This is a genomic window from Haemophilus sp. CCUG 60358 (assembly GCF_001679485.1).
Lineage (GTDB): Bacteria > Pseudomonadota > Gammaproteobacteria > Enterobacterales > Pasteurellaceae > Haemophilus_D.
Genome location: NZ_LZOZ01000017.1, coordinates 154,520 through 177,081, shown reverse-complemented (window position 1 = coordinate 177,081; position 22,562 = coordinate 154,520). Strand labels below are relative to the sequence as shown.

The 22,562-nt window shown below is 39.2% G+C and carries 22 protein-coding genes; 16 read left to right on the top strand and 6 right to left on the bottom strand.

Annotated elements, in window-relative coordinates; all coding sequences use genetic code 11:
* Positions 1-7: 7 nt before the first annotated feature.
* Both A9500_RS08655 and eno read right to left on the bottom strand, forming a co-directional pair.
* Positions 8-427, bottom strand: coding sequence for a DUF2251 domain-containing protein (locus A9500_RS08655; protein WP_049364023.1), 420 nt, complete (start codon positions 425-427; stop codon positions 8-10).
* A gap of 83 nt (positions 428-510) precedes the next feature.
* On the bottom strand, positions 511-1,812 hold the full coding sequence (gene eno, locus A9500_RS08650; protein WP_065244613.1) for a phosphopyruvate hydratase: 1,302 nt from the start codon (positions 1,810-1,812) through the stop codon (positions 511-513).
* Positions 1,813-2,099: 287 nt separating this feature from the next.
* Between eno and A9500_RS08645 the strand changes: the two genes are divergently transcribed.
* On the top strand, positions 2,100-3,869 hold the full coding sequence (locus A9500_RS08645; RefSeq protein ID WP_065244612.1) for a DUF4153 domain-containing protein: 1,770 nt from the start codon (positions 2,100-2,102) through the stop codon (positions 3,867-3,869).
* 464 nt (positions 3,870-4,333) lie between these two features.
* On the opposite strand, the gene A9500_RS10920 is transcribed toward A9500_RS08645, so the two are convergent.
* Together A9500_RS10920 and pyrG are read right to left on the bottom strand one after the other, a co-directional pair.
* On the bottom strand, positions 4,334-4,936 hold the full coding sequence (locus A9500_RS10920) for a glycosyltransferase family A protein (RefSeq protein ID WP_257005709.1): 603 nt from the start codon (positions 4,934-4,936) through the stop codon (positions 4,334-4,336).
* Between the two features lie 122 nt (positions 4,937-5,058).
* Positions 5,059-6,696, bottom strand: a complete 1,638-nt coding sequence (gene pyrG, locus A9500_RS08635) for a glutamine hydrolyzing CTP synthase (protein ID WP_065244611.1) — start codon at positions 6,694-6,696, stop codon at positions 5,059-5,061.
* Between the two features lie 257 nt (positions 6,697-6,953).
* Between pyrG and glmU the strand changes: the two genes are divergently transcribed.
* The 3 genes from glmU to ispH all read left to right on the top strand — a co-directional run bounded on the left by glmU (position 6,954) and on the right by ispH (position 9,873).
* Positions 6,954-8,324, top strand: a complete 1,371-nt coding sequence (gene glmU, locus A9500_RS08630; RefSeq protein WP_065244610.1) for a bifunctional UDP-N-acetylglucosamine diphosphorylase/glucosamine-1-phosphate N-acetyltransferase GlmU — start codon at positions 6,954-6,956, stop codon at positions 8,322-8,324.
* 116 nt (positions 8,325-8,440) lie between these two features.
* The gene (gene lspA / locus A9500_RS08625; RefSeq protein ID WP_049374701.1) at positions 8,441-8,932 is read left to right on the top strand and encodes a signal peptidase II; all 492 of its coding nucleotides are present in this window, start codon (positions 8,441-8,443) and stop codon (positions 8,930-8,932) included.
* Complete coding sequence (gene ispH, locus A9500_RS08620) at positions 8,929-9,873, top strand: 4-hydroxy-3-methylbut-2-enyl diphosphate reductase (RefSeq protein ID WP_065244609.1); 945 nt, start codon at positions 8,929-8,931, stop codon at positions 9,871-9,873. Before lspA ends, ispH begins: the two co-directional genes overlap by 4 nt.
* A 48-nt stretch (positions 9,874-9,921) precedes the next feature.
* Here the strand turns inward: ispH and A9500_RS08615 are convergent, their stop codons facing one another.
* Positions 9,922-10,293, bottom strand: a complete 372-nt coding sequence (locus A9500_RS08615) for a DUF305 domain-containing protein (RefSeq protein ID WP_065244608.1) — start codon at positions 10,291-10,293, stop codon at positions 9,922-9,924.
* A gap of 131 nt (positions 10,294-10,424) precedes the next feature.
* On the opposite strand from A9500_RS08615, the gene rdgB reads away from it, so the two are divergent.
* The 7 genes from rdgB (at position 10,425) to A9500_RS08580 (ending at position 16,736) form a co-directional block, all read left to right on the top strand.
* Complete coding sequence (gene rdgB / locus A9500_RS08610) at positions 10,425-11,024, top strand: RdgB/HAM1 family non-canonical purine NTP pyrophosphatase (protein ID WP_065244607.1); 600 nt, start codon at positions 10,425-10,427, stop codon at positions 11,022-11,024.
* Positions 11,025-11,062: 38 nt separating this feature from the next.
* Positions 11,063-11,380 carry a heavy metal-binding domain-containing protein gene (locus tag A9500_RS08605; protein WP_005698058.1) on the top strand — a complete coding sequence of 106 codons (318 nt, stop codon included), beginning with the start codon at positions 11,063-11,065 and terminating at the stop codon, positions 11,378-11,380.
* 144 nt (positions 11,381-11,524) lie between these two features.
* On the top strand, positions 11,525-11,875 hold the full coding sequence (locus A9500_RS08600; protein ID WP_065244606.1) for a helix-hairpin-helix domain-containing protein: 351 nt from the start codon (positions 11,525-11,527) through the stop codon (positions 11,873-11,875).
* A 211-nt stretch (positions 11,876-12,086) separates the two neighbouring features.
* A complete protein-coding gene (focA, locus tag A9500_RS08595) occupies positions 12,087-12,941 on the top strand; it encodes a formate transporter FocA (RefSeq protein ID WP_049369830.1) in 855 nt (284 codons plus the stop codon).
* Between the two features lie 55 nt (positions 12,942-12,996).
* Positions 12,997-15,309: a formate C-acetyltransferase gene (pflB, locus tag A9500_RS08590; protein WP_065244605.1), complete on the top strand. Its 2,313-nt coding sequence runs from the start codon at positions 12,997-12,999 to the stop codon at positions 15,307-15,309.
* Positions 15,310-15,438: 129 nt separating this feature from the next.
* A complete protein-coding gene (gene pflA, locus A9500_RS08585; RefSeq protein WP_065244604.1) occupies positions 15,439-16,179 on the top strand; it encodes a pyruvate formate lyase 1-activating protein in 741 nt (246 codons plus the stop codon).
* A gap of 53 nt (positions 16,180-16,232) precedes the next feature.
* Positions 16,233-16,736: a surface-adhesin E family protein gene (locus A9500_RS08580; protein ID WP_049364778.1), complete on the top strand. Its 504-nt coding sequence runs from the start codon at positions 16,233-16,235 to the stop codon at positions 16,734-16,736.
* A 121-nt stretch (positions 16,737-16,857) separates the two neighbouring features.
* On the opposite strand, the gene efp is transcribed toward A9500_RS08580, so the two are convergent.
* The gene (efp, locus tag A9500_RS08575; RefSeq protein WP_005695259.1) at positions 16,858-17,424 is read right to left on the bottom strand and encodes an elongation factor P; all 567 of its coding nucleotides are present in this window, start codon (positions 17,422-17,424) and stop codon (positions 16,858-16,860) included.
* Positions 17,425-17,459: 35 nt separating this feature from the next.
* Between efp and epmB the strand changes: the two genes are divergently transcribed.
* From epmB to rlmD, 5 genes are all read left to right on the top strand, one after another.
* Complete coding sequence (gene epmB / locus A9500_RS08570) at positions 17,460-18,476, top strand: EF-P beta-lysylation protein EpmB (RefSeq protein ID WP_065244628.1); 1,017 nt, start codon at positions 17,460-17,462, stop codon at positions 18,474-18,476.
* 75 nt (positions 18,477-18,551) lie between these two features.
* Positions 18,552-19,934 carry an opacity-associated protein OapA gene (gene oapA, locus A9500_RS08565; RefSeq protein WP_065244603.1) on the top strand — a complete coding sequence of 461 codons (1,383 nt, stop codon included), beginning with the start codon at positions 18,552-18,554 and terminating at the stop codon, positions 19,932-19,934.
* 105 nt (positions 19,935-20,039) lie between these two features.
* Entirely contained in the window at positions 20,040-20,447 is a 408-nt protein-coding gene (locus A9500_RS08560; protein WP_049364780.1) for an MliC family protein, read from the top strand.
* 7 nt (positions 20,448-20,454) lie between these two features.
* Positions 20,455-21,159, top strand: coding sequence for a DNA repair protein RecO (recO, locus tag A9500_RS08555; RefSeq protein ID WP_065244602.1), 705 nt, complete (start codon positions 20,455-20,457; stop codon positions 21,157-21,159).
* A gap of 36 nt (positions 21,160-21,195) precedes the next feature.
* Entirely contained in the window at positions 21,196-22,506 is a 1,311-nt protein-coding gene (gene rlmD / locus A9500_RS08550) for a 23S rRNA (uracil(1939)-C(5))-methyltransferase RlmD (protein WP_065244601.1), read from the top strand.
* Positions 22,507-22,562 lie beyond the last annotated feature (56 nt).

Sequence of the window (22,562 nt, the reverse complement as noted above, 5' to 3'; positions counted from 1 at the left end):
GTTAATCCTATTTAATGGTATTGACACCAAGCCATGCTGTCGCACGTTCATTGGTGATTTCTTCGTGTGTCCACATGCTCATTAAGTCAGGCTGAGGATGCTTGTTAGTGTTATAGCCGATCAAATGGGCAAAATCAAATACGGCATGCGGATAGCCATTAATGAGCAATAAGGCTAAATAACCACTTTCATCCCAGCAGATTTCTAATTTACGTGCTTCGTGGTGATTGCGAGTGTTATCGACGTTATAAACATGTAAGCAATCGACAACAGGCTGCGCATTTTGACGCATATCTAACGCATAAAAATAGCCCGTTTCACCGTCATCTTCAAACATTACCGCTAGATGATCATGCACAGTCGAGTGTGTGCCGACTTGTTTTGGTTGACCGAGAAAGAGTTGATCTTCGAGGGTTAAATGTAACATTTTCTTTCCTTTAAATATTAGATAGAAAAACACCGCACTTTTGTGCAAAGTGCGGTGAGATTTTACAGTAAATTCAGCGTGAATTACGCTTGACCTTTAACCGCTTTTAAACCTAAGAATGGTGCTTTGTCACCTAATGCTTCTTCGATACGGATTAATTGGTTGTATTTTGCAATACGGTCAGAACGGCTCATAGAACCAGTTTTGATTTGACCTGCTGCTGTACCAACCGCTAAATCAGCGATAGTCGCATCTTCAGTTTCACCTGAACGGTGAGAGATTACAGCGGTGTAACCTGCATCTTTAGCCATTTTGATTGCTGCTAAAGTTTCAGTTAAAGAACCGATTTGGTTGAATTTGATTAAGATAGAGTTTGCGATACCTTTTTCGATACCTTCTTTTAAGATTTTGGTGTTAGTTACGAATAAGTCGTCGCCCACTAATTGAACGCGGTCGCCTAACACTTTAGTTTGATATGCAAAACCTTCCCAGTCAGATTCATCTTGACCATCTTCGATAGACACGATTGGGTATTGTTTAGTTAATTCTTCAAGATAGTGTGTGAACTCTTGAGAAGTGAATGAACGGCCTTCGCCTTTCATTTCGTATTTGCCGGTTTCTTTGTTGTAGAACTCAGAAGATGCGCAGTCCATTGCTAAAGTAACGTCTTTACCTAATACATAGCCTGCTTTTTCTACAGCTTCTTTGATACATGCTAAAGCGTCAGCGTTAGATGCTAGGTTAGGCGCGAAACCACCTTCATCACCTACAGCCGTGCTCATGCCTTTAGATTTTAATACTTTTGCAAGGTTGTGGAATACTTCAGCACCGATACGAAGTGCTTCACGTAACGTTTTCGCACCAACTGGTTGAATCATGAATTCTTGAATATCAACGTTGTTATCTGCGTGTTCACCACCGTTGATGATGTTCATCATTGGTAATGGCATAGAGTAAACGCCTGGCGTGCCGTTAAGTTCTGCGATGTAAGCGTAAAGAGGTAAACCTTTAGACGCTGCTGCTGCTTTTGCGTTTGCTAAAGATACCGCTAAGATTGCGTTTGCACCGAAGTTAGATTTGTTTTCAGTACCATCTAAATCGATCATGATTTGGTCGATTTCAGCTTGGTTAGACGCTTCTTTACCCACTAATGCATCTGCGATAGGACCGTTTACAGCCGCAACCGCTTTTAATACACCTTTACCTAAGAAACGAGATTTGTCGCCGTCACGTAATTCTAATGCTTCACGAGAACCAGTAGATGCACCTGATGGAGCAGCTGCTAAACCAACGAAACCACCTTCAAGATGAACTTCAGCTTCTACAGTTGGGTTACCACGAGAGTCGATGATTTCACGACCAATGACTTTAACGATTTTTGCCATTTTGTTTTCCTCTGTTTAAAGTTAATTAAAATTAGTTAGGCGAACCTAAAACGGGAATATAATAAAGCAAATTTAGAAATTTGTCTTGGAAAAATGACCGCACTTTGATCTGTATCTTATTTTTCAATCAAGTGCGGTAAGTTTTTATCTCTTTTTCGCCAATTATTTCTTTTATTTCAGTGGAATTGCCTTCAAAAGTTGGTTAAAGTTGCACGAAATTTCGTATTATTTTACGACGAATTATTTATTCTTAATTGAGACTTTCTTGCATTGAAAAAGGAATCATTATGTCTCTTTCGACTTTTTTTCAGCAAACCAAAACACGAATAAAATCAGCGATATCAACTCATCCGATTGAAATCTTCATGATTGCTACGTTTGCTCTTGGGATTTGGTTTGTGGATATGAATTCAGAAAAAGATCATTTAGCTTATTGGCTATTTGAGCCGATGCTGTTTGCCTTTATTTATTTATCTCGCCCTTATGCCTGGTATCGCTTTTCGTGGATTGTGCCGCTTATTGCTGTTTTCACCATTTGGCAAGTGAATGATAATGCTGATTTTTATGCTTATAGTCCTAAGTTTTGGGGTGCTCAATTTATTGTATTATTGATATTATGTGGCTTTCCATTTGTCAGAAACAATCAAGCCTTTACTTATCGTAATTTTACGACGCTATATTACATCACGTCATCCATTGCTGGCTGGGGGCTCGTCTCTGGTTTGGTCGCTGCAATTTTGGCTTCAATCAGTGCATTATTTAACATTGATTTTAATGAATGGTTTCAAAAGCATCTTTATTCCTCAATTACCGCATTTTGCCTTCCTTTATTCTTTTTGGTCTTTCAACAGCGCCAAGAAAATACAGAGATGACGCTAAATCGTAGCGTTGAAATTTTAGTAAATTTTATCTTAGCGCCAGCCTTAATGATTTTTACTGTTCTACTTTATGCTTATGTGGGCAAAATTATCTTAGCAGGGGCGTTGCCAAAAGGAATGGTGTCGAATATTGCGTTGCCTTACTTAGTTGTAGGCTTAGGTGTTTACGCTTTACGTAGTATTAGTGTTAAAGCAAATTGGGACAGTTTCTTTAAGTTTTTCCCATACCTTTCCATTGTGCCAATTGTATTGTTATGGTTGGCAATTGACCGTCGAATTAGTGCCTATGCTTGGACTGAGCAACGGATTTATTTAGTGGCATTAGCCTCGGCGATTACGATTGCTTATGCTATTTTAATCATCCCTAAAATTCGTCAATATCGTTTGATTTCTGTCGTTGTAATAGCCGCAATTTTTGCCATGACTTGGGGGGTGAAACCAAAAGAAATCGCTTATCAAAGCCAAACGGAACGTTTTGAGCATTTACTCACAAAGCTTAATTTATCTGATGGGCAAGGAAAAATTCGTGATGATGTGGATTTTTTAAGTCGTTTAGAAGATATACCAGAAAACGAACGCCAAGATTGGAATGAATTAGATGATGTATCTGATTATTTAGTCCATCGTTTGGACTTAGGGCCTTATGACAGCTCTAATTATGAAGAGAAACGAAAAGCCTTTGTACAAAGATATGGTGAAAAAGCGAATGAACTGATTTCATTGGATGTTTATGAGCATTCTTTCCGTATCAATGATAGCGACATTATGGCTCTGCAAAATAGCCCGGTTAGAGAAGCTGAGTTTGAATGGTCATCAATTGATGTGAGTTCGTATAAAAAATGGATCCATGTGCCAGTCTATCAATTTTATCGTGCGGATGATAAAAGTTCGAAAACAGAAGAGAATGAGCCAAAAGAACGAGCCGAAGTTTGCTTTGTTGAAGAGCACGATAGATATTGTACTAATATGGATCAACACATTAAGAAAGTGTTTCAACAACATCACTTAGACTCAATGAAGAAACTGGCAGAATCAGATCTCAAACTCATCCGTAAAGACTTGCTAAAAATTGATGCACCAGGTTTTGCTATCTATTTAGGTTCACTTGAAATGCAATTTAGTCAAGAAAAGGGCTATCACTATAAGTCGCTAACCGTTGAAGCTATTTTTGATAAATAGGCTAGATGTGTAAAGTGCGGTGATGTTATTGCAAAAATTTGGCTAAAACTGACCGCACTTTGATATTAAATGAATAAAACTGCCCTAATTCTATTTAGATTGGGGGGCGTCGAGTAATAGAACTCAAAGCGTTATTGAACGCGTTGATATAAAAGTTTTTTCAATAATTGGATGCGTTGGTCTAAAATGCTGAACATCGTATGTCGATCTTCTCCAAATAATTAAATTTCACAAGTAGATTGAATCTTATCGTAAGCCAAAAATGCCATTTCAAACTCTTCTTTGCTGAGTTTAATGGATTTTTCGTGTAACGTTCGGCTTAGTAAGCTAACTTCTTTCGATGTTAAGTCAGGAAATAAATGACTTATCCATAGCTCTATAGAGTATTGAACAGACTCGCTAATTTTGTCATGTATTTTACTCGCTTGGCCTTGATGTATCCGATAAAACAATAAGGGTTCTGGTTAATTAGCAAATTTCCTTTGATGTAAGGCACATTGTACCCACATATGAAAATCGGGAGCTGTGGCTGTTTGGGCATAATTAATGGCGAGCTCTTTAATGCTCGAATGTCGCCACATCGTAGAGGGATTAATGATATTGTCGCGAGCTAAAGAAAAATATGCTTTTATATCTTTATCTAAAAGAGGAAGTGTACTCACTTTAGTCATTTTATCAGTTTGCCCATCATTAAAGAACAGAGCATTACTTCCTAAAATATCAATTTCGGGATGCTCGTCTAAATATTGAACTTGTTTTTCAAAACGATGTGTCACACAAATATCATCAGCATCCATACGTGCAACATATTCAACATTCATATAGTTAGGCATATCCATGACAAATTGCATTACAGCAGGCTCACCTTGGTTTTGTGGTAAATGGTAAACACGTAAGCGAGCATCTTTTGCTGCATAAGTTTCGAGAACCTTGCCTGTGTTATCGGTAGAAGCATCATTAACCGCAAGAATGCAAAAATCACTAAATGTTTGATTCAATAATGACTCTAAACATTCAGTGAGAAAATTTTCTGCATTGTATGCAGGTAACATTACTGCAAGTTTCATTTTTGGCTATCCATTATTAAATGAGTGAATAAGGCTCAGATGATATTATTCCTTATTAATACAAAATGCGGCCAAAAACACAAGAATTTTTGACCGCACTTGTTTATGGAATCATCAGTAAATTACTTTTCAGTTTTTAACTGATTTTCTCTGGCTGCTTTGACAAAGCCTTCAAATAATGGGTGGCCATCACGTGGTGTTGATGTAAATTCTGGGTGGAATTGACATGCCACAAACCATGGGTGGTTTGGTACTTCAATGATTTCCACTAATTTACAATCCGCAGATAAACCAGTTACTTTAAGGCCCGCTTTTTCAATTTGTGGAAGCAGGTTATTGTTCACTTCATAACGGTGACGGTGACGCTCTTCGATAGTTTCTTTGCCATATAATGCACGCGCTTTTGAGCCTTCAATTAAATGACATTGTTGCGCACCTAAACGCATCGTACCACCCAGATCTGAATTATCATCACGGGTTTCAATGTGGCCTTCCGCATCTTGCCATTCTGTAATTAAACCAACTACTGGTTGTTCGCAGTGACGATCAAATTCAGATGAGTTTGCTTTTTCAAGACCAGCAACGTTGCGCGCATATTCGATTAATGCAATTTGCATCCCTAAACAAATACCGAGGTAAGGAACATTGTTTTCACGGGCATATTTTGCGGTCAAAATTTTGCCTTCTACACCACGATAGCCAAAGCCGCCCGGTACTAAAATACCATCGACACCTTTTAATACATCAGTGCCTTTGGTTTCAACATCTTGAGAATCAATGTATTTGATATGCACGCTTAAACGGTTTTTCAAACCTGCGTGTTTTAAGGCTTCATTCACTGATTTATAAGCGTCTGGTAATTCAGTATATTTACCTACCATACCGATGGTCACATCGCCCACAGGGTTGGCTTCTTGATAAAGCACTTGTTCCCATTCAGAAAGATCGGCTTCAGGGCAGTCTAAGTGGAAACGTTGGCAGATGAATTCATCTAAACCTTGTGATTTCAATAACGCCGGAATTTGGTAGATCGAATTCACATCTTTTAATGAGATGACCGCACGTTCTGGTACGTTACAGAATAAGGCGATTTTTGCACGCTCGTTTGGTGGAATCATACGATCTGAACGGCAGATAAGCACATCTGGCTGAATACCAATCGAAAGTAATTCTTTTACAGAATGTTGAGTTGGTTTAGTTTTTACTTCGCCCGCAGTCGGGATGTATGGCACTAACGTTAAGTGCATAAAGAGAGTATTCTCACGACCTACTTGTACGGCAAGTTGACGAAGAGCTTCTAAGAATGGAAGTGATTCAATATCACCTACTGTTCCGCCTACTTCCACGATAACCACATCATGGCCTTGTGCGCCGGCAATCACGCGATCTTTGATCTCATTGGTGATGTGTGGGATAACTTGAATTGTCGCACCTAAATAATCACCACGACGCTCTTTGCGTAATACTTCAGAATAAATTTTACCTGTGGTGAAGTTGTTGCGTTTGGTCATTTTGGTACGAATAAAACGCTCGTAGTGACCTAAGTCTAAATCGGTTTCCGCCCCGTCTTGTGTCACGAACACTTCGCCGTGTTGGGTTGGGCTCATCGTACCCGGGTCCACGTTGATGTAAGGGTCTAATTTCATAATAGTCACGTTTAAGCCACGTGCTTCTAAAATTGCTGCCAATGATGCTGCAGCAATACCTTTACCTAACGATGAAACCACACCGCCTGTGACGAAAATATAATTTGTAGCCATAGTGAGAGACCTAATATGTTGGGATAAAAATGATTATAGCCAATCATCTTTTATGCAAATTTGTGCAGAATGCTGAAAAGTGCGGTCAAAAATAAAAGAAAAAGATGATTAGCTATCAAGACGGGAGGATAGTTTACAGGATTTGAGATTTTTATACAATCTTGTCTTGTCAGGAATGTATGAAAATTAAATGGCTTATCATATTCTCCATTCTACGATAGAATACGTTCAATTTTTTTAAAAGAAGAGAAGAATTTATGACAAATAAAGCATTAAGCGTGGTGATTTTAGCGGCTGGTAAAGGCACTCGTATGTATTCTGATTTACCAAAAGTCTTGCACAAAGTGGCAGGAAAACCGATGGTAAAACATGTGATCGATACGGCAAATCAATTAGGTGCGGAAAACGTGCATTTAATTTATGGTCACGGTGGCGAATTAATGCGTGAACGTTTGGTAAATGAAAGCGTGAACTGGGTGTTCCAAGCAGAACAATTGGGGACTGCCCATGCGGTTCAACAAGCTGCACCATTCTTCAAAGATGATGAAAATATTGTGATTTTATATGGTGATGCACCATTAGTGACCAAAGAAACATTGGAAAAACTCATTGCAGCGAAACCAGAAAATGGGATTGCATTGCTCACGGTAAATTTAGATAACCCAACGGGTTACGGTCGTATTATTCGTGAAAATGGCAATGTGGTGGCGATCGTAGAACAAAAAGATGCCAACGCAGAGCAATTAAAAATCCAAGAAGTGAATACAGGTGTGCTAGTGGTTGATGGCGCACATTTCAAAAACTGGCTTTCTCGTGTGAAAAATAACAATGCACAAGGCGAATTTTATTTAACAGATGTGATTGGTTTAGCCAACCAAGATGGTTGTCAGGTTACTGCCGTTCAAGCCTCTGAATTTATGGAAGTAGAAGGTGCCAATAACCGTTTACAACTTGCTGCATTAGAGCGTTTTTATCAACGTAAACAAGCAGAAAAACTTTTACTTGCTGGCGTGATGTTAATTGACCCAGAGCGTTTTGATTTACGTGGTACATTAGAACACGGTAAAGATGTTGAAATTGATGTGAACGTGATTGTGGAAGGCAATGTACGTTTAGGTGATCGAGTAAAAATTGGTGCAGGTTGTGTATTGAAAAACGTGATCATTGGTGACGATGTTGAAATCAAACCTTATTCTGTTTTAGAAGATGCGACAATTGGTGAGAAAGCAGCGATTGGTCCATTCTCTCGTTTACGTCCAGGTGCTGAATTAGCGGCTGAAACCCATGTGGGTAACTTTGTGGAAATTAAAAAATCCACAGTAGGTAAAGGCTCTAAAGTAAACCACCTTACTTATGTCGGTGATACTGAAATCGGTGAAAACTGTAATATTGGTGCAGGTGTCATTACTTGTAACTATGACGGTGCGAATAAATTTAAAACAATCATTGGCAACAATGTATTCGTGGGTTCGGATACACAATTAGTCGCACCAGTTACTGTGGCTGATGGCGCAACGATTGGCGCAGGTTCAACCATCACTAAAAACGTTGAAAAAGATGAGCTTGTGATCACTCGCGTGCCACAACGTCATATTCAAGGTTGGCAAAGACCGGTGAAGAAAAAGTAATTAATATTGAAAGGCGAACCAATGTGTTCGCCTTTTATAATTTGATGCCTTTTACTTTATAAAGGTTGTTCGAGTTGCTAAAATCATCGTCCATTTATAAAGACAGATAATTTCCTATGACAAAAAATAAAACAGGACTTTCATTCCTTTGGTTAAGTGCGGTTGCATTTATCCTTGATTTACTGACCAAATATATTGTAGTGCAACGCTTTGATCTCTATGAAAGCGTAAATATATTGCCTATTTTTAATCTGACCTATGTGCGTAACTATGGCGCAGCGTTTAGTTTTTTAGCTGAGCATGATGGTTGGCAGAAATATTTCTTTATCGTGCTTGCGATTGGGATTTCTTTAATGCTGGCTTACTTTATGAAAAAGAATTCGGCAGAGCAAAAATTACAAAATTCAGCTTATGCACTGATTATCGGTGGCGCGTTAGCCAATATGGTGGACCGTGCGTATAACGGTTTTGTGGTGGATTTCTTAGATTTTTATTGGGATATTTATCATTATCCGGTATTCAATGTGGCAGATATTGCGATTTGTATTGGTGCGGGTTTATTAGCATTAGATGCCTTTAAAGGTGATAAAAAGAGCGGTCAAAAATGAAGATAATTTTAGCTAACCCTCGCGGATTTTGCGCGGGTGTCGATCGAGCCATTAGCATTGTTGAACTAGCGCTTGAAATTCATGGTGCGCCGATTTATGTACGTCATGAAGTGGTGCATAACCGTTTTGTGGTGAATGGTTTGCGTGAGCGTGGGGCGATTTTTGTAGAAGAACTGAGCGAAGTGCCAGATGGTGCCATTGTGATTTTTTCCGCCCACGGCGTATCACAAGCCGTTCGTCAGGAAGCGAAAGATCGTCAGTTAAAAGTATTTGATGCAACTTGTCCGTTGGTAACCAAGGTACATATGCAAGTGGCTCGTGCGAGCCGTAAAGGGACGAAAGCGATTTTGATCGGACACAAAGGCCATCCCGAAGTGGAAGGCACAATGGGACAGTACAACAACGAGGAAGGTGGTATTTTCTTAATTGAAAGCGTGGAAGATATTGCTCGTTTGCCGGTTCAAGAAAATGATGATTTAACCTTTATGACACAAACTACGCTTTCTCTTGATGATACGGCGGAAACTATCAGTGCATTGAAAGACAAATATCCAGCTATTCAAGGCCCACATAAAAACGATATTTGCTATGCTACAACCAATCGCCAAGAAGCAGTGCGTGAATTAGCGAAACAATGTGATTTAGTGGTCGTTGTAGGCTCTAAAAACTCATCGAATTCTAATCGTTTAGCTGAGTTGGCATCGCGTATGGGTGTGAAATCAAAATTGATTGATGATCCAAATGATGTGACAGCAGATTGGTTTGAAGGCGTTGAAACAATTGGCGTAACAGCAGGGGCCTCAGCACCCGAAGAGTTGGTGCAATCTGTGATTGCTCGATTAAAAGAATTTGGTGCGGATAGCATTGAAGAGCTTCAAGGCTTAGAAGAAAATATGTTCTTTGAAGTGCCAAAAGAGCTACGAATAAAAGAAGTAAACTAATTCTATTAAAAAAGTGCGGTTAATTTACCGCACTTTTTTTGTGTTATTTTATTTTTTATTGTGCACTTTAAGCCATTTTTCCATTTGTTCAATTTCTGCTTGTTGAGCGTTAATAATATTCTCAGCAAGCTTACGCATCTCAGGATCTTTTCCGTATTTTAATTCAACTTCCGCCATTTTTACTGCGCCAATATGGTGTGGCAACATACCTGCTGCAAAAGCAACATCAGGATCTTTATATTGCGCAGCTGCCATCATGTCTTGATGCATTTGACTCATACCTTGCATTAATTCTTGTTGCATTGCAGAATCTGTCGACATTGGCATATTCATGTGTGCTTGATGCGGTTGTTCATTAGCTTGGGCATAAATTGAAACTGCAGCAGCGCTAAGTGTGATAAAAGTCATAAGTTTTTTCATGTTTTTCTCCTATGTGATAACTGAATGAGCACCAATCATAAACTTTGACCTAAGGTTAAGGTCAATATTTATTCCGAAAATTTTTGGTGAGATGCTAAAATAAGACAATGTTTGATATGAGGGACAGAATCATGAAACAAAAAATTGTGCTTGCCACAGGTAATAAAGGCAAAGTAAAAGAAATGGCGGATGTATTAGCCAATTTCGGTTTTGAAGTGATTGCTCAAACGGATTTAGGCATCGAAAGTCCAGAGGAAACGGGCTTAACGTTTGTCGAAAATGCGATCCTTAAAGCACGCTATGCAGCTGAAAAATCAGGTTTACCGGCAATAGCGGATGATTCAGGTCTTGTGGTGGATGCTTTAAATGGTGCACCTGGATTATATTCTGCACGTTATGCAGGTGTAGATGGTGATGAAGCTGATGCGAAAAATCGTGAAAAATTACTGGCAGAATTAGCTGATGTTCCATCTGAACGTCGCCAAGCAAAATTTGTGAGTACGATTGTGTTATTACAACACCCAAGTGATCCTTCTCCGATCATTGCTCAAGGTGAATGTGAAGGGAATATCATTTATGAAGAACGAGGCGAAAACGGCTTTGGTTACGATTCGCTCTTTTTTAGCCCAGAAAAAGGCTGTACTTTTGCAGAATTAGAAACCGTAGAGAAAAAGAAAATCTCTCATCGTGCGAAGGCATTGGCCGTTTTAAAATCAAAATTAAGCGTCTAAAGTGCGGTTAATTTTTAATGAGAATTTAAGGATACAAAATGATTGTGACAACAACCCCTAATGTCGAAGGGAAACAAATCGTAGAATACAAACAAGTCGTCTTTGGCGAAGTGATTGCCGGTGCAAACTTCATGCGTGATTTTTTTGCTGGCATAACGGATGTGATTGGTGGGCGTTCTAGTGTTTATGAGCGTCGTATTAGTCGCGCACGTCAAGATGCATTGAAAGAACTGGAAGAAAAAGCATACGCCTTAGGTGCTAATGCTATTGTTGGCGTGGAAGTTAACTACACAACGGTAGGCACGAAAAGCATGTTTATGGTGATTGCAAGTGGCACGGCAGTGGTGGTGCGCTAAGGTCGTTTTTTCATTTACTTAAATGTAATTTTTGCGATCAGGATCGCAAAAGTGCGGTCAATTTCTTGCGTGTTTTCGGTGTTTCTTAAAAATGTCGCTGTTGATATGAATCAACGGTACTTTTTGTTAATAAAGGGCATTTTTATGAAATTGATGAAACATTTATTTAGTTCATTATTTGTTGCGACCACAATGTTGAGCTCGCAAGTGTTTGCAGAAGAAAAGGTGGCTGAACAGGCTCAACCTCAAGCGCAAGTTCAGCAACAAACCGCATCACAAACTACACAACAAGCAGTGAGTGATAAATTAAATATCAATACCGCCAGAGCATCAGAAATTCAAAAAGCGCTAATTGGTATTGGTGCGAAAAAGGCGGAAGCCATTGTGCAGTATCGTGAAAAGCACGGTAATTTCACTATGGCAGAACAATTGCTTGAAGTACAAGGCATTGGTAAAGCAACGTTAGAGAAAAATCGCGATCGTATTGCGTTTTAATCTGCGTTATTTATATATAAAAAGCGGGATAGTAATATCTCGCTTTTTTGTATTTGAAGATAAAATTTACCAAAACTTGCAAAATATCAAATTTTTTTGAAATAAATGGGGGATTTCTTGCAAAGGTTTTTTAAGAGAGTAGAATAACGATAGGTATAAAAATACCTATGTTGAAGTATAAAAATAATCAATTAATTATTTGGAGTAAGATATGGCATCAGAAAATTTAAATCAATCTTCTGTTGCTCTCACACCAGTTGAAGCAACGGATTATGCTGAAAACGTCGCTGCGTATAAAGCGCAAAAACGTCCATTTTTATCATTCATGTCTGGTATTAGTGCTGGGGCTTGTATTGCATTAGCCTTTGTATTTTATACGACAACTCAAACAGCGAGCGCTGGCGCGCCTTGGGGATTAACCAAGTTAGTTGGTGGATTAGTCTTCTCTTTAGGCGTAATTATGGTGGTGATTTTAGGATCGGAATTATTCACCTCTTCTACTTTAACCTTAGTTGCCCGCGTAGGCGGAAAAATAACCACAACCCAAATGATTCGAAATTGGATTGTGGTGTATTTAGGCAACTTCGTAGGCGGTTTATTTATTGCTGCGGTGATTTGGTTTGGGGGACAAACCATGGCAGCAAGTGGTCAATGGGGTTTAACCATTTTGGCAACCGCGCAACATAAAATTCATCATACTTGGTTTGAAGCATTTAACCTTGGTATTTTATGTAACATTATGGTGTGTGTAGCGGTATGGATGTCTTATTCCGGTAAAACTGTTACAGACAAAGCATTTATTATGATTATGCCAATTGGCTTATTTGTGGCATCAGGTTTTGAACACTGTGTGGCAAATATGTTTATGATTCCGCTTGGCATTATTACAGCACACTTTAGTACACCAGAATTTTGGCAACAAATTGGTGTGGATCCAATGAAATATGCAGACTTAGATCTTTATCATTTCATTGTGAAGAATTTAATTCCCGTAACGTTGGGTAACATTGTGGGCGGCGCAGTTTGTATCGGCTTATTCCAACGTTATTTAACCAAAGCTCACTAATGTACTAACGAACTAAACAAGACTTATTTTTTATCAATTAAAAAAGGAAATGACTATGTCAGAACTTAATGAAGCACAAAAAGTTGCGTGGGCAGGATTCGTTGCCGGTGATTGGCAAGAAAACGTCAACGTGCGTGATTTTATTCAGAAGAACTACACCCCGTATGAAGGTGATGATTCTTTCTTAGCTGGTCCAACCGAAGCGACAACAAAACTTTGGGAAACCGTAATGGAAGGGATCAAAGTTGAAAACCGCACTCACGCGCCATTAGACTTTGACGAACATACGCCTTCAACGATTATTTCTCACGCTCCAGGCTACATCAATAAAGACTTGGAGAAAATCGTAGGTCTTCAAACTGATGCTCCATTAAAACGTGCCATTATGCCATTTGGTGGTATTAAAATGGTGGAAGGTTCATGTAAAGTTTACGGTCGTGAATTAAATCCTGAAGTGAAAAAAATCTTCACTGAATACCGTAAAACACATAACCAAGGTGTGTTCGATGTTTATACGCCGGATATTTTACGTTGCCGTAAATCAGGTGTATTAACAGGTCTTCCAGATGCTTACGGTCGTGGCCGTATTATCGGTGACTACCGTCGTGTAGCACTTTACGGTGTAGACTTCTTAATGAAAGATAAATACGCACAGTTCTCTTCTTTACAAAAAGACTTAGAAGATGGCGTAAATCTTGAAGCAACTATCCGTTTACGTGAAGAAATCGCAGAACAACACCGTGCATTAGGCCAAATGAAACAAATGGCAGCAAGCTACGGTTACGATATTTCTAACCCAGCAACTAACGCTAAAGAAGCAATTCAATGGATGTACTTTGCTTACTTAGCAGCAATCAAATCACAAAACGGTGCAGCGATGTCATTCGGTCGTACTGCAACTTTCATCGATATCTATATCGAACGTGATTTAAAAGCGGGTAAAATTACTGAAACTGAAGCGCAAGAATTAGTTGACCACTTAGTCATGAAACTTCGTATGGTTCGTTTCTTACGTACACCTGAATACGATCAATTATTCTCTGGTGATCCAATGTGGGCAACTGAAACCATCGCAGGTATGGGTTTAGATGGCCGTACATTAGTAACCAAAAATACATTCCGTATTTTACACACTCTTTACAACATGGGTACTTCTCCAGAACCAAACTTAACGATTCTTTGGTCTGAACAATTACCTGAAAACTTCAAACGTTTCTGTGCGAAAGTATCGATTGATACCTCATCAGTTCAGTACGAAAATGATGATTTAATGCGTCCAGACTTCAATAATGATGACTACGCGATCGCATGTTGTGTATCACCAATGGTTGTTGGTAAACAAATGCAATTCTTCGGTGCGCGTGCAAACTTAGCGAAAACATTGTTATACGCAATCAATGGCGGTATCGATGAAAAATTAGGTATGCAAGTAGGTCCGAAAACTGCACCAATCACTGATGAAGTGTTAGATTTCGACACAGTCATGACTCGTATGGACAGCTTTATGGATTGGTTGGCAAAACAATATGTGACTGCCTTAAACATCATCCACTACATGCACGATAAATATTCATACGAAGCAGCATTAATGGCGTTACATGATCGTGATGTATACCGTACCATGGCTTGTGGTATCGCAGGTCTTTCTGTTGCGGCAGACTCACTTTCAGCAATTAAATATGCGAAAGTTAAACCAGTTCGTGGCGACATCAAAGATAAAGATGGCAATGTTGTAGCAAGCAACGTAGCAATCGACTTCGAAATCGAAGGTGAATATCCACAATATGGTAACAACGACAACCGTGTTGATGACATCGCTTGTGACTTAGTTGAACGTTTCATGAAGAAAATTCAAAAACTTAAAACTTACCGCAACGCTGTGCCTACACAATCTGTATTAACCATTACTTCTAACGTAGTTTATGGTAAAAAAACAGGTAACACCCCAGATGGTCGTCGCTCAGGTGCGCCATTCGGACCAGGTGCGAACCCAATGCACGGTCGTGACCAAAAAGGCGCGGTAGCGTCATTAACATCTGTTGCTAAACTTCCATTTGCTTACGCGAAAGATGGTATTTCTTACACCTTCTCAATCGTACCAAATGCGTTAGGTAAAGATGCAGAAGCGCAACGTCGTAACCTTGCTGGCTTAATGGATGGTTACTTCCACCATGAAGCAACAGTAGAAGGTGGCCAACACTTAAACGTGAACGTGTTAAATCGTGAAATGTTATTAGATGCGATGGAAAATCCGGATAAATATCCGCAATTAACCATCCGTGTATCTGGTTACGCAGTACGTTTCAACTCTTTAACTAAAGAGCAACAACAAGACGTCGTCACTCGTACATTCACAGAATCGTTCTAAAACACGATAAAATTTAACCGCACTTTAGCGGGAACATAAAAATTATGAGCCTGATTTAAGTCAGGCTCATTTTTTATAGACGATATTTTTGGTAAAATTTAGCTATATTCATTTTTTGGAAATTTATATATGTCTGTTTTAGGAAGAATTCATTCTTTTGAATCCTGTGGCACCGTGGATGGCCCAGGGATTCGTTTTATTTTATTTATGCAAGGCTGTTTAATGCGTTGCAAATATTGCCACAACCGTGATACTTGGGATCTTGAAAGTGGTCGCGAAATTAGTGTTGAAGAGCTCATGAAAGAAGTGGTGAGTTATCGCCATTTTATGAATGCGACCGGTGGTGGCGTGACGGCATCTGGTGGTGAGGCTGTTCTCCAAGCAGAATTTGTGCGAGATTGGTTCCGAGCTTGTAAAGCAGAAGGTATTAATACCTGTTTAGACACCAATGGTTTTGTGCGTCATTACGATCATATTATTGATGAATTGCTTGATGTAACGGATCTTGTTTTGCTTGATTTGAAAGAGCTAAACGATCAAGTACACCAAAATCTGATTGGCGTACCAAATAAACGTACGCTGGAATTTGCGAAATATCTGCAAAAACGTAATCAGCGAACCTGGATTCGTTATGTAGTGGTTCCTGGCTATACCGATAACGATCATGATGTTCATCTGCTAGGGCAGTTTATTGAAGGTATGACCAATATTGAAAAAGTCGAACTTCTCCCTTATCATCGATTAGGCGCTCATAAATGGAAAACCCTTGGCTTTGAGTATGAGCTCGCAGATGTTTTACCACCGACAAAAGAGTCACTTGAACACATCAAAACGATTCTTGAAGGATATGGACATACGGTAAAATATTAAGCTAAGGTATAAAAAGATTAACAGCAGGCTTTAGAAAGCTTTAAGGAGGAAAAATGAAAAAATTAGCATTAACGTTTTTAGGTGTAGCCCTTTTAGCAGGCTGTTCAGCTGTTCAATCGCCAGTTACACAAGAAGAGGTGACATTAACGCCTCCTTCAAAAGATAGAGTAGGGTATGTTCGATTAGTAAAAGATAAAAATTACTACATTGATACCGATTCAATTTGGGTGGACAACCAAGATTTAAATCAAGTGCATTTTGATGCGGTGGTGAATTTGGATAAAGGTTTATATGTGTATCCAAATGAGAAAAAACGTTATGCACGTTCTGTTCGCCAATATAAAATCTTAAACTGTAAGAATTACCATTTAACCCAAGTTCGTACTGATTTTTATGATGATTTCTGGGGCGAAGGTTTGCGTGCCGCACCGAAAAAACAAGAGAAATACACAATTAGCTTAAAACCTAATACAACGCTCTATGCGGCGGCACAAATCATTTGTGTTAACTCAGATAGAAAACCTTCTTTAGATTTAGAAGGCTCAAAAGCGAAATAATCAATCAAAGTGCGGTTAGAAATAACCGCATTTTTTATCTCTATGAAACTAATGAGTAGGTAATAAAAAACGGCCAATATTTATCAAATATTGACCGCGCTTTTTATCTCACAATGAAAGATTATTTCACACGAGAAACGTATTCGCCTGAACGAGTATCGACTTTAATTACTTCACCGATTTGAACGAAAAGAGGTACTTTCACCACAGCTCCAGTACTTAATGTTGCTGGTTTACCGCCAGTGCCCGCAGTATCACCTTTAAGACCAGGGTCAGTATCGATGATTTCTAATTCTACGAAGTTTGGTGGAGTGACAGTAATTGGCGCACCGTTCCATAAAGTCACGATACAATCTGCTTGGTCTAATAACCATTTTTCTGCATCACCTACTGCTTTTGCATCAGCAGAGTATTGTTCGAATGTTTCTGGGTGCATAAAGTACCAGAATGCATCATCTTTGTATGAATAAGTGAGGTTAAGATCCATAACATCAGCAGCTTCAACCGAAGTACCAGATTTGAAGTTTACGTCTAATACTTTGCCTGAAATTAATTTACGAATACGAGTACGAGTAAAAGCTTGGCCTTTACCTGGTTTAACGAATTCGTTTTCAACGATCACACAAGGCTCACCGTCTTGCATAAATTTTAGACCTGGTTTGAAATCACTGGTAGTATATGTAGCCATATTAAAAATATCCTAAAAATAGAGATTGTTTGAAAGTGCGTATTTTAACCCGAAATATTGCGATTAGAGAAGAACAAAATTGGTTAGAAACCCTAAAAAATGCGATTTCTGATCCGAAAATCTTATTAAAAACCTTAAATTTACCTGTTGAAGATTTTGCTGAAGATATCGCCGCTCGTAAACTTTTTGCTATGCGAGTGCCTTTACCTTTTGTTGAAAAAATGGAAAAGGGAAATCCTAAAGACCCACTTTTTTTACAGGTAATGACGGCTCAACAAGAGTTTATAGAGGCCGAAGGTTTTAGCCAAGATCCTTTAGATGAACAGCAAAAAAATGCGGTGCCTAATATTCTGCATAAATACCAAAATCGCTTGCTGTTTATGGCAAAAGGGGGCTGTGCAATCAATTGTCGTTATTGCTTTCGTCGTCATTTTCCTTATGATCAAAACCCAGGCAATAAAACCAGTTGGCAACAAGCAATAGACTATATTGTCGCACATCCTGAAATCGAAGAAGTGATTTTTTCGGGGGGCGATCCGATGATGGCGAAGGATAGTGAATGGGCGTGGCTATTAGAACGCCTTGAAAAGATACCGCACTTACAGCGTTTGCGTATTCACTCTCGTTTGCCGGTCGTGATTCCAGAGCGCATTACGGATGAATTTTGTGATTTATTGTTAAAAAGTCCATTAAAAACGGTGTTTGTGACGCATATCAATCACCCAAATGAAATTGATGAAGAACTCGCTTTCGCTATGCAAAAACTGGTAGGCGCTAAGGTCACATTACTCAATCAATCAGTCCTTTTAAAAGATGTGAATGATAACCCACATACATTAAAAGAATTAAGCGATAAGCTATTTCAAGCAGGCATTCTGCCTTATTACTTGCATTTGTTGGATAAAGTGCAAGGTGCGAGCCATTTCTATATTTCAGATGAGAAAGCGTTACAAATTTATAAAGAATTACAGGCGCTCACTTCTGGCTATTTAGTACCCAAATTAGCTCGAGAAATCGGTGGAGAGCCAAATAAGACTTTATACACAGCGTAAGATCCGATAAAATACGATCCAATTTTTCACCGCACTTTTTGTGCGATCTTTAGTTTAGCAAATCGAGGTAATCCCGTGGATAATAAAAATCAACCTAACGACAATTCATCTCAAAATGAATTAGATTTAGGATTTAATCAAACAGACTCTGTGACACCAAGAAAACCGGTTCAACAAAGTGGCTCAATTTTTGATAAAGCCAAAGGTTTATTTGGTAAAAAAGAGCAACCAGATACGCAATTCCATGTTCGTCGCGAACCAACTTTTGGTGCGGCAGCAAGCCAACCTTTTTCACCTTCTCAAGCATTTCAAAGTGAAAATACTGAACAATCAGTGCCATCAAGTGCTTTCGGAACTCAAGAGCCCGTTGAGAATGTTCAGGTAGAAAACGTAGCGGAAGAAAAAGTGATTTTTGAAAATTCTCCTGCAGAAGAGATTGTGGAAGAAGTGACAACTCAAGCCGAAACAGTTGCACCGGTAGCCGCTGCGGCAGCAGGCTTGAAATCACCTGAAAAATGGAAGGTTCTACAAATGTTACCGGAAAAACATCGTCGTTTATTTATTGCGATTTTGGGTTTAGTGGTATTACTGATCATTTTCTTCACCCTAAAACCAAATTCAGATACGGTGGAGTCTTTTGAACAACAAAATGGTAATGAAATACCAGTTCAATTCCAATCATTGGATCAATCTCAACCAGTTGAAACGACGATATTAGATAACAATAATACGGTAGCACCAGCAAAAACAGAACAAGCAGCAAATGATGCTAAATCAGATACACCTCCAGCAATGGAATATGTAGGTGATAAGGCAGATGCTGCTAAATCACAACCAGCAGAGCCTGCACCACAAACTGTTGCTCAACAACCTGCAACACAAGCTCCAGCTCAACCAACTACTGTTGCTCCGACAGCAGCTAAAGATCCAGTGAAAACTGCACAACCAGCTGTAGAAAAACATACTGCAACGGTTGAGCATAAAGCAGAACCTCGTCATGAACATACACCAGTGGTTCAAGAGAAAAAACAACCTAAACCAGCAACTGAAAAAGCGACAGCTCAGCCGACTCAAACTGTGAAAAAAGAGCAAAGTAAAATTCAAGAAGCTAAACCTGTTGCGACTAAAGAAACTAAAGTTCAAATTGTGGAAGCGAAATCCGCAACCAACAAGACTGTGAAAGCTGCAGAACCAGTAGCTCAAACAGGTGCAACAAAAACATTAACTGTGCCGCAAGGTGTTTCACTGATGCAAGTATTCCGTGATAATAAATTGAATATTGCCGATGTGAATGCGATGACCAAAGCAAATGGTGCAGGTAATGCATTAAGCAGCTTCAAACCTGGTGACAAAGTACAGGTTTCAGTGAACGGTCAAGGCCGAGTGAGTGAGCTTCGTTTATCAAATGGCGGTAAGTTCATTCGTCAAGCCGATGGTTCATATCAGTATAAAAAATAATTTTTAGTGGGCGAGTAATCGCCCATTTTTCTAGATAAGATTGTTTATCCTTGCTCATTTTGCAAAGTGAGCAATCATAAACAACCCTTGATGGAAATAGAATTCATGTTAAAAAAATTAAGCGTAATTTTGACCGCACTTTGTCTTTCTGCTTGTTCACAAAATGTTGAATTAAGCAAACCAGCACCACAGAAAATGAAAGTGCAAACCGTTGATAAAAAATCCCAAAAGGGTTCAGCGACGGTTTATTTGTGTAAAGGCAATAAAGAAGTGAGTGTGGTTCATACCAAGCAAAAACAGAAAAGTAAAAAAACACTTAGTCAGGTGACCGTTACTTTTAATGATGTAACCGAAAAATTGACACGAGTGATTTCTGAGCGTGGGAGAAATTATGCGAATATTCGTTGGTATTGGCAGGAGCGTGATGACTTCAGTCAATTACAAACTAGCGTAGGTGAAGTGCTCGCAGAACGCTGTGTTAAACAACCAAGTGAATTAAAATCAGGCAAATAATTCTTTTATGGATCTCCAACGCGGCTTTGTATTGCATCGTCGTCCTTATAGTGAAACCAGCCTTTTGGTTGATTTATTCACTGAAGAAACGGGACGTTTGACGGTTATTGCAAAAGGTGCACGTGCGAAACGTTCGGCATGGAAATCTGTCTTACAGCCTTTTACGCCATTACTTCTTCGTTGGTCAGGGAAAGGCGCATTAAAAACACTCACCAAAGCTGAACCGGCTGCGATTACATTACCTTTACAACAGACGGCTCTATACAGCGGGTTTTATGTTAATGAATTGATTACGCGTGTGATCGAGCCAGAGACTGCCAATCCACAGCTTTTTCAGCATTATCTACAATGCTTAACAGGCTTAGCGACTCAGCCGCAGGTTGAGCCTACATTACGCTTATTTGAATTTCATTTACTTAAAATCTTAGGTTATGGCATTGATTTTCTGCATTGTGCTGGCTCAGGTTTGCCAGTGGATGAATCGATGACTTACCAATACCGTGCGGAAAAGGGTTTTATCGCTTCGTTGGTGAAAGATAACTTGACCTTTTATGGTCGAGATTTACTCGCCTTTGACCGTTTAGAATTTACTGATGAGGCGGTCTTACAAGCAGCAAAACGTTTTACCCGCATCGTGCTTAAACCTTATTTAGGTGATAAACCGCTGAAAAGCCGAGAATTATTTACGCAAAACGTACTTTATTTAAAATAATCCCTTTCTTTGATACAAATAGATTAAAACACCATCATGGCTTTACTTTACGCTCCACAAAAAAAACAGAAAACCATACAAAAAATCGTCGCTGAAATTCAGGATTTAGATTATCAAGGATTAGGCGTAGCCAAAATTCAAGGTAAAACCTGGTTCATTGAAAATGCTTTACCAACGGAAAAAGTGGAAGCGGTAGTGACCGATGAAAAACGTCAATATGGATTAGCGACTGCACAAAAATGGCTACAAGAGAGTAATCACCGTGTTGAGCCACAATGTTGTTATTATGGGCGTTGTGGTGGCTGCCAAGGTCAGCATATTCCTGTAGAAATGCAACGTAACGCTAAAGAGAAGGCCCTTTTTTCTCGATTAAGTAAACTGCAAGCAGAGCCCATTCAATTAATGCCAATGATTTGTGGTGAACAATGGGCTTATCGTCGTCGAGTACGATTAAGTTTACTGTGGAATGCTAAAAACAAAACTATTGAAATGGGATTTCGTCAGAAAAACTCCAATCAGTTAGTCAGCATTCAGCAATGCTTAGTCGCAGAGCAAGCAATCAATGATCTTATCCCCAAATTGACCGCACTTTGGGCGCAATATTCAGCCCCGAAACAATTAGGACATATTGAATTGGTTTCAGCAGAGAATGGCGTAGCTATGTTGTTACGCTATAAAGGAAACTTAGCCGAAACTGACCGCACTTTGTTGCTCGAGTTTGCTCGTGTAAATGCCGTAAATTTGTTTTTACAAGATGATCAAGGTATTCAACTTGTACATGGTGAAATGCCTTATTATGCATTAGACGATATTCGTTTATCTTTTGATATCCGCGATTTTATTCAAGTGAATACTCGCTTAAATCAGCAAATGGTTGAGACTGCTTTAGATTGGCTTGATTTGAATCAGGACGATCACGTTTTAGATTTATTCTGTGGCATGGGTAATTTTACTCTGCCTTTAGCCAAACGCGTGAAAAGTGCGGTTGGAATTGAAGGTGTTTTTGACATGGTTCAAAAAGCCCAAACGAATGCACAATTTAACCACATTGAGAATGTTGAATTTTATCAAGCTGATTTAGACCAAGCTTTTTCAGAACAACCTTGGGCAAAACAACATTTCAATAAAATTCTTCTCGATCCGCCTCGCAGTGGTGCCGCTTTTGCGCTGAATGCGTTATGTGAGCTGGGTGCAGAAAGCATTCTTTATGTATCTTGCAACCCTGCAACCTTAGTACGAGATGCAGAAATACTTCGCTCTTTCGGGTATCGTATCATCAAAACTGCCATGATTGATATGTTCCCGCATACCAGTCATTTGGAGTCAGTGACATTATTTATCAAATAAGGTGTAAATTCTGATAGAATAGTCAGACTTTTTTGTTGTCTTAAAAAGACAACTCG

Excerpts from the sequence above, each read along its gene's own strand:
- A9500_RS08655 (WP_049364023.1), bottom strand. The coding sequence starts at position 427 with ATGTTACATTTAACCCTCGAAGATCAACTCTTTCTCGGTCAACCAAAA.
- eno (WP_065244613.1), bottom strand. The coding sequence starts at position 1,812 with ATGGCAAAAATCGTTAAAGTCATTGGTCGTGAAATCATCGACTCTCGT.
- A9500_RS08645 (WP_065244612.1), top strand. The coding sequence starts at position 2,100 with ATGTCTCTTTCGACTTTTTTTCAGCAAACCAAAACACGAATAAAATCA.
- A9500_RS10920 (WP_257005709.1), bottom strand. The coding sequence starts at position 4,936 with ATGAAACTTGCAGTAATGTTACCTGCATACAATGCAGAAAATTTTCTC.
- pyrG (WP_065244611.1), bottom strand. The coding sequence starts at position 6,696 with ATGGCTACAAATTATATTTTCGTCACAGGCGGTGTGGTTTCATCGTTA.
- glmU (WP_065244610.1), top strand. The coding sequence starts at position 6,954 with ATGACAAATAAAGCATTAAGCGTGGTGATTTTAGCGGCTGGTAAAGGC.
- lspA (WP_049374701.1), top strand. The coding sequence starts at position 8,441 with ATGACAAAAAATAAAACAGGACTTTCATTCCTTTGGTTAAGTGCGGTT.
- ispH (WP_065244609.1), top strand. The coding sequence starts at position 8,929 with ATGAAGATAATTTTAGCTAACCCTCGCGGATTTTGCGCGGGTGTCGAT.
- A9500_RS08615 (WP_065244608.1), bottom strand. The coding sequence starts at position 10,293 with ATGAAAAAACTTATGACTTTTATCACACTTAGCGCTGCTGCAGTTTCA.
- rdgB (WP_065244607.1), top strand. The coding sequence starts at position 10,425 with ATGAAACAAAAAATTGTGCTTGCCACAGGTAATAAAGGCAAAGTAAAA.
- A9500_RS08605 (WP_005698058.1), top strand. The coding sequence starts at position 11,063 with ATGATTGTGACAACAACCCCTAATGTCGAAGGGAAACAAATCGTAGAA.
- A9500_RS08600 (WP_065244606.1), top strand. The coding sequence starts at position 11,525 with ATGAAATTGATGAAACATTTATTTAGTTCATTATTTGTTGCGACCACA.
- focA (WP_049369830.1), top strand. The coding sequence starts at position 12,087 with ATGGCATCAGAAAATTTAAATCAATCTTCTGTTGCTCTCACACCAGTT.
- pflB (WP_065244605.1), top strand. The coding sequence starts at position 12,997 with ATGTCAGAACTTAATGAAGCACAAAAAGTTGCGTGGGCAGGATTCGTT.
- pflA (WP_065244604.1), top strand. The coding sequence starts at position 15,439 with ATGTCTGTTTTAGGAAGAATTCATTCTTTTGAATCCTGTGGCACCGTG.
- A9500_RS08580 (WP_049364778.1), top strand. The coding sequence starts at position 16,233 with ATGAAAAAATTAGCATTAACGTTTTTAGGTGTAGCCCTTTTAGCAGGC.
- efp (WP_005695259.1), bottom strand. The coding sequence starts at position 17,424 with ATGGCTACATATACTACCAGTGATTTCAAACCAGGTCTAAAATTTATG.
- A9500_RS08560 (WP_049364780.1), top strand. The coding sequence starts at position 20,040 with ATGTTAAAAAAATTAAGCGTAATTTTGACCGCACTTTGTCTTTCTGCT.
- recO (WP_065244602.1), top strand. The coding sequence starts at position 20,455 with ATGGATCTCCAACGCGGCTTTGTATTGCATCGTCGTCCTTATAGTGAA.
- rlmD (WP_065244601.1), top strand. The coding sequence starts at position 21,196 with ATGGCTTTACTTTACGCTCCACAAAAAAAACAGAAAACCATACAAAAA.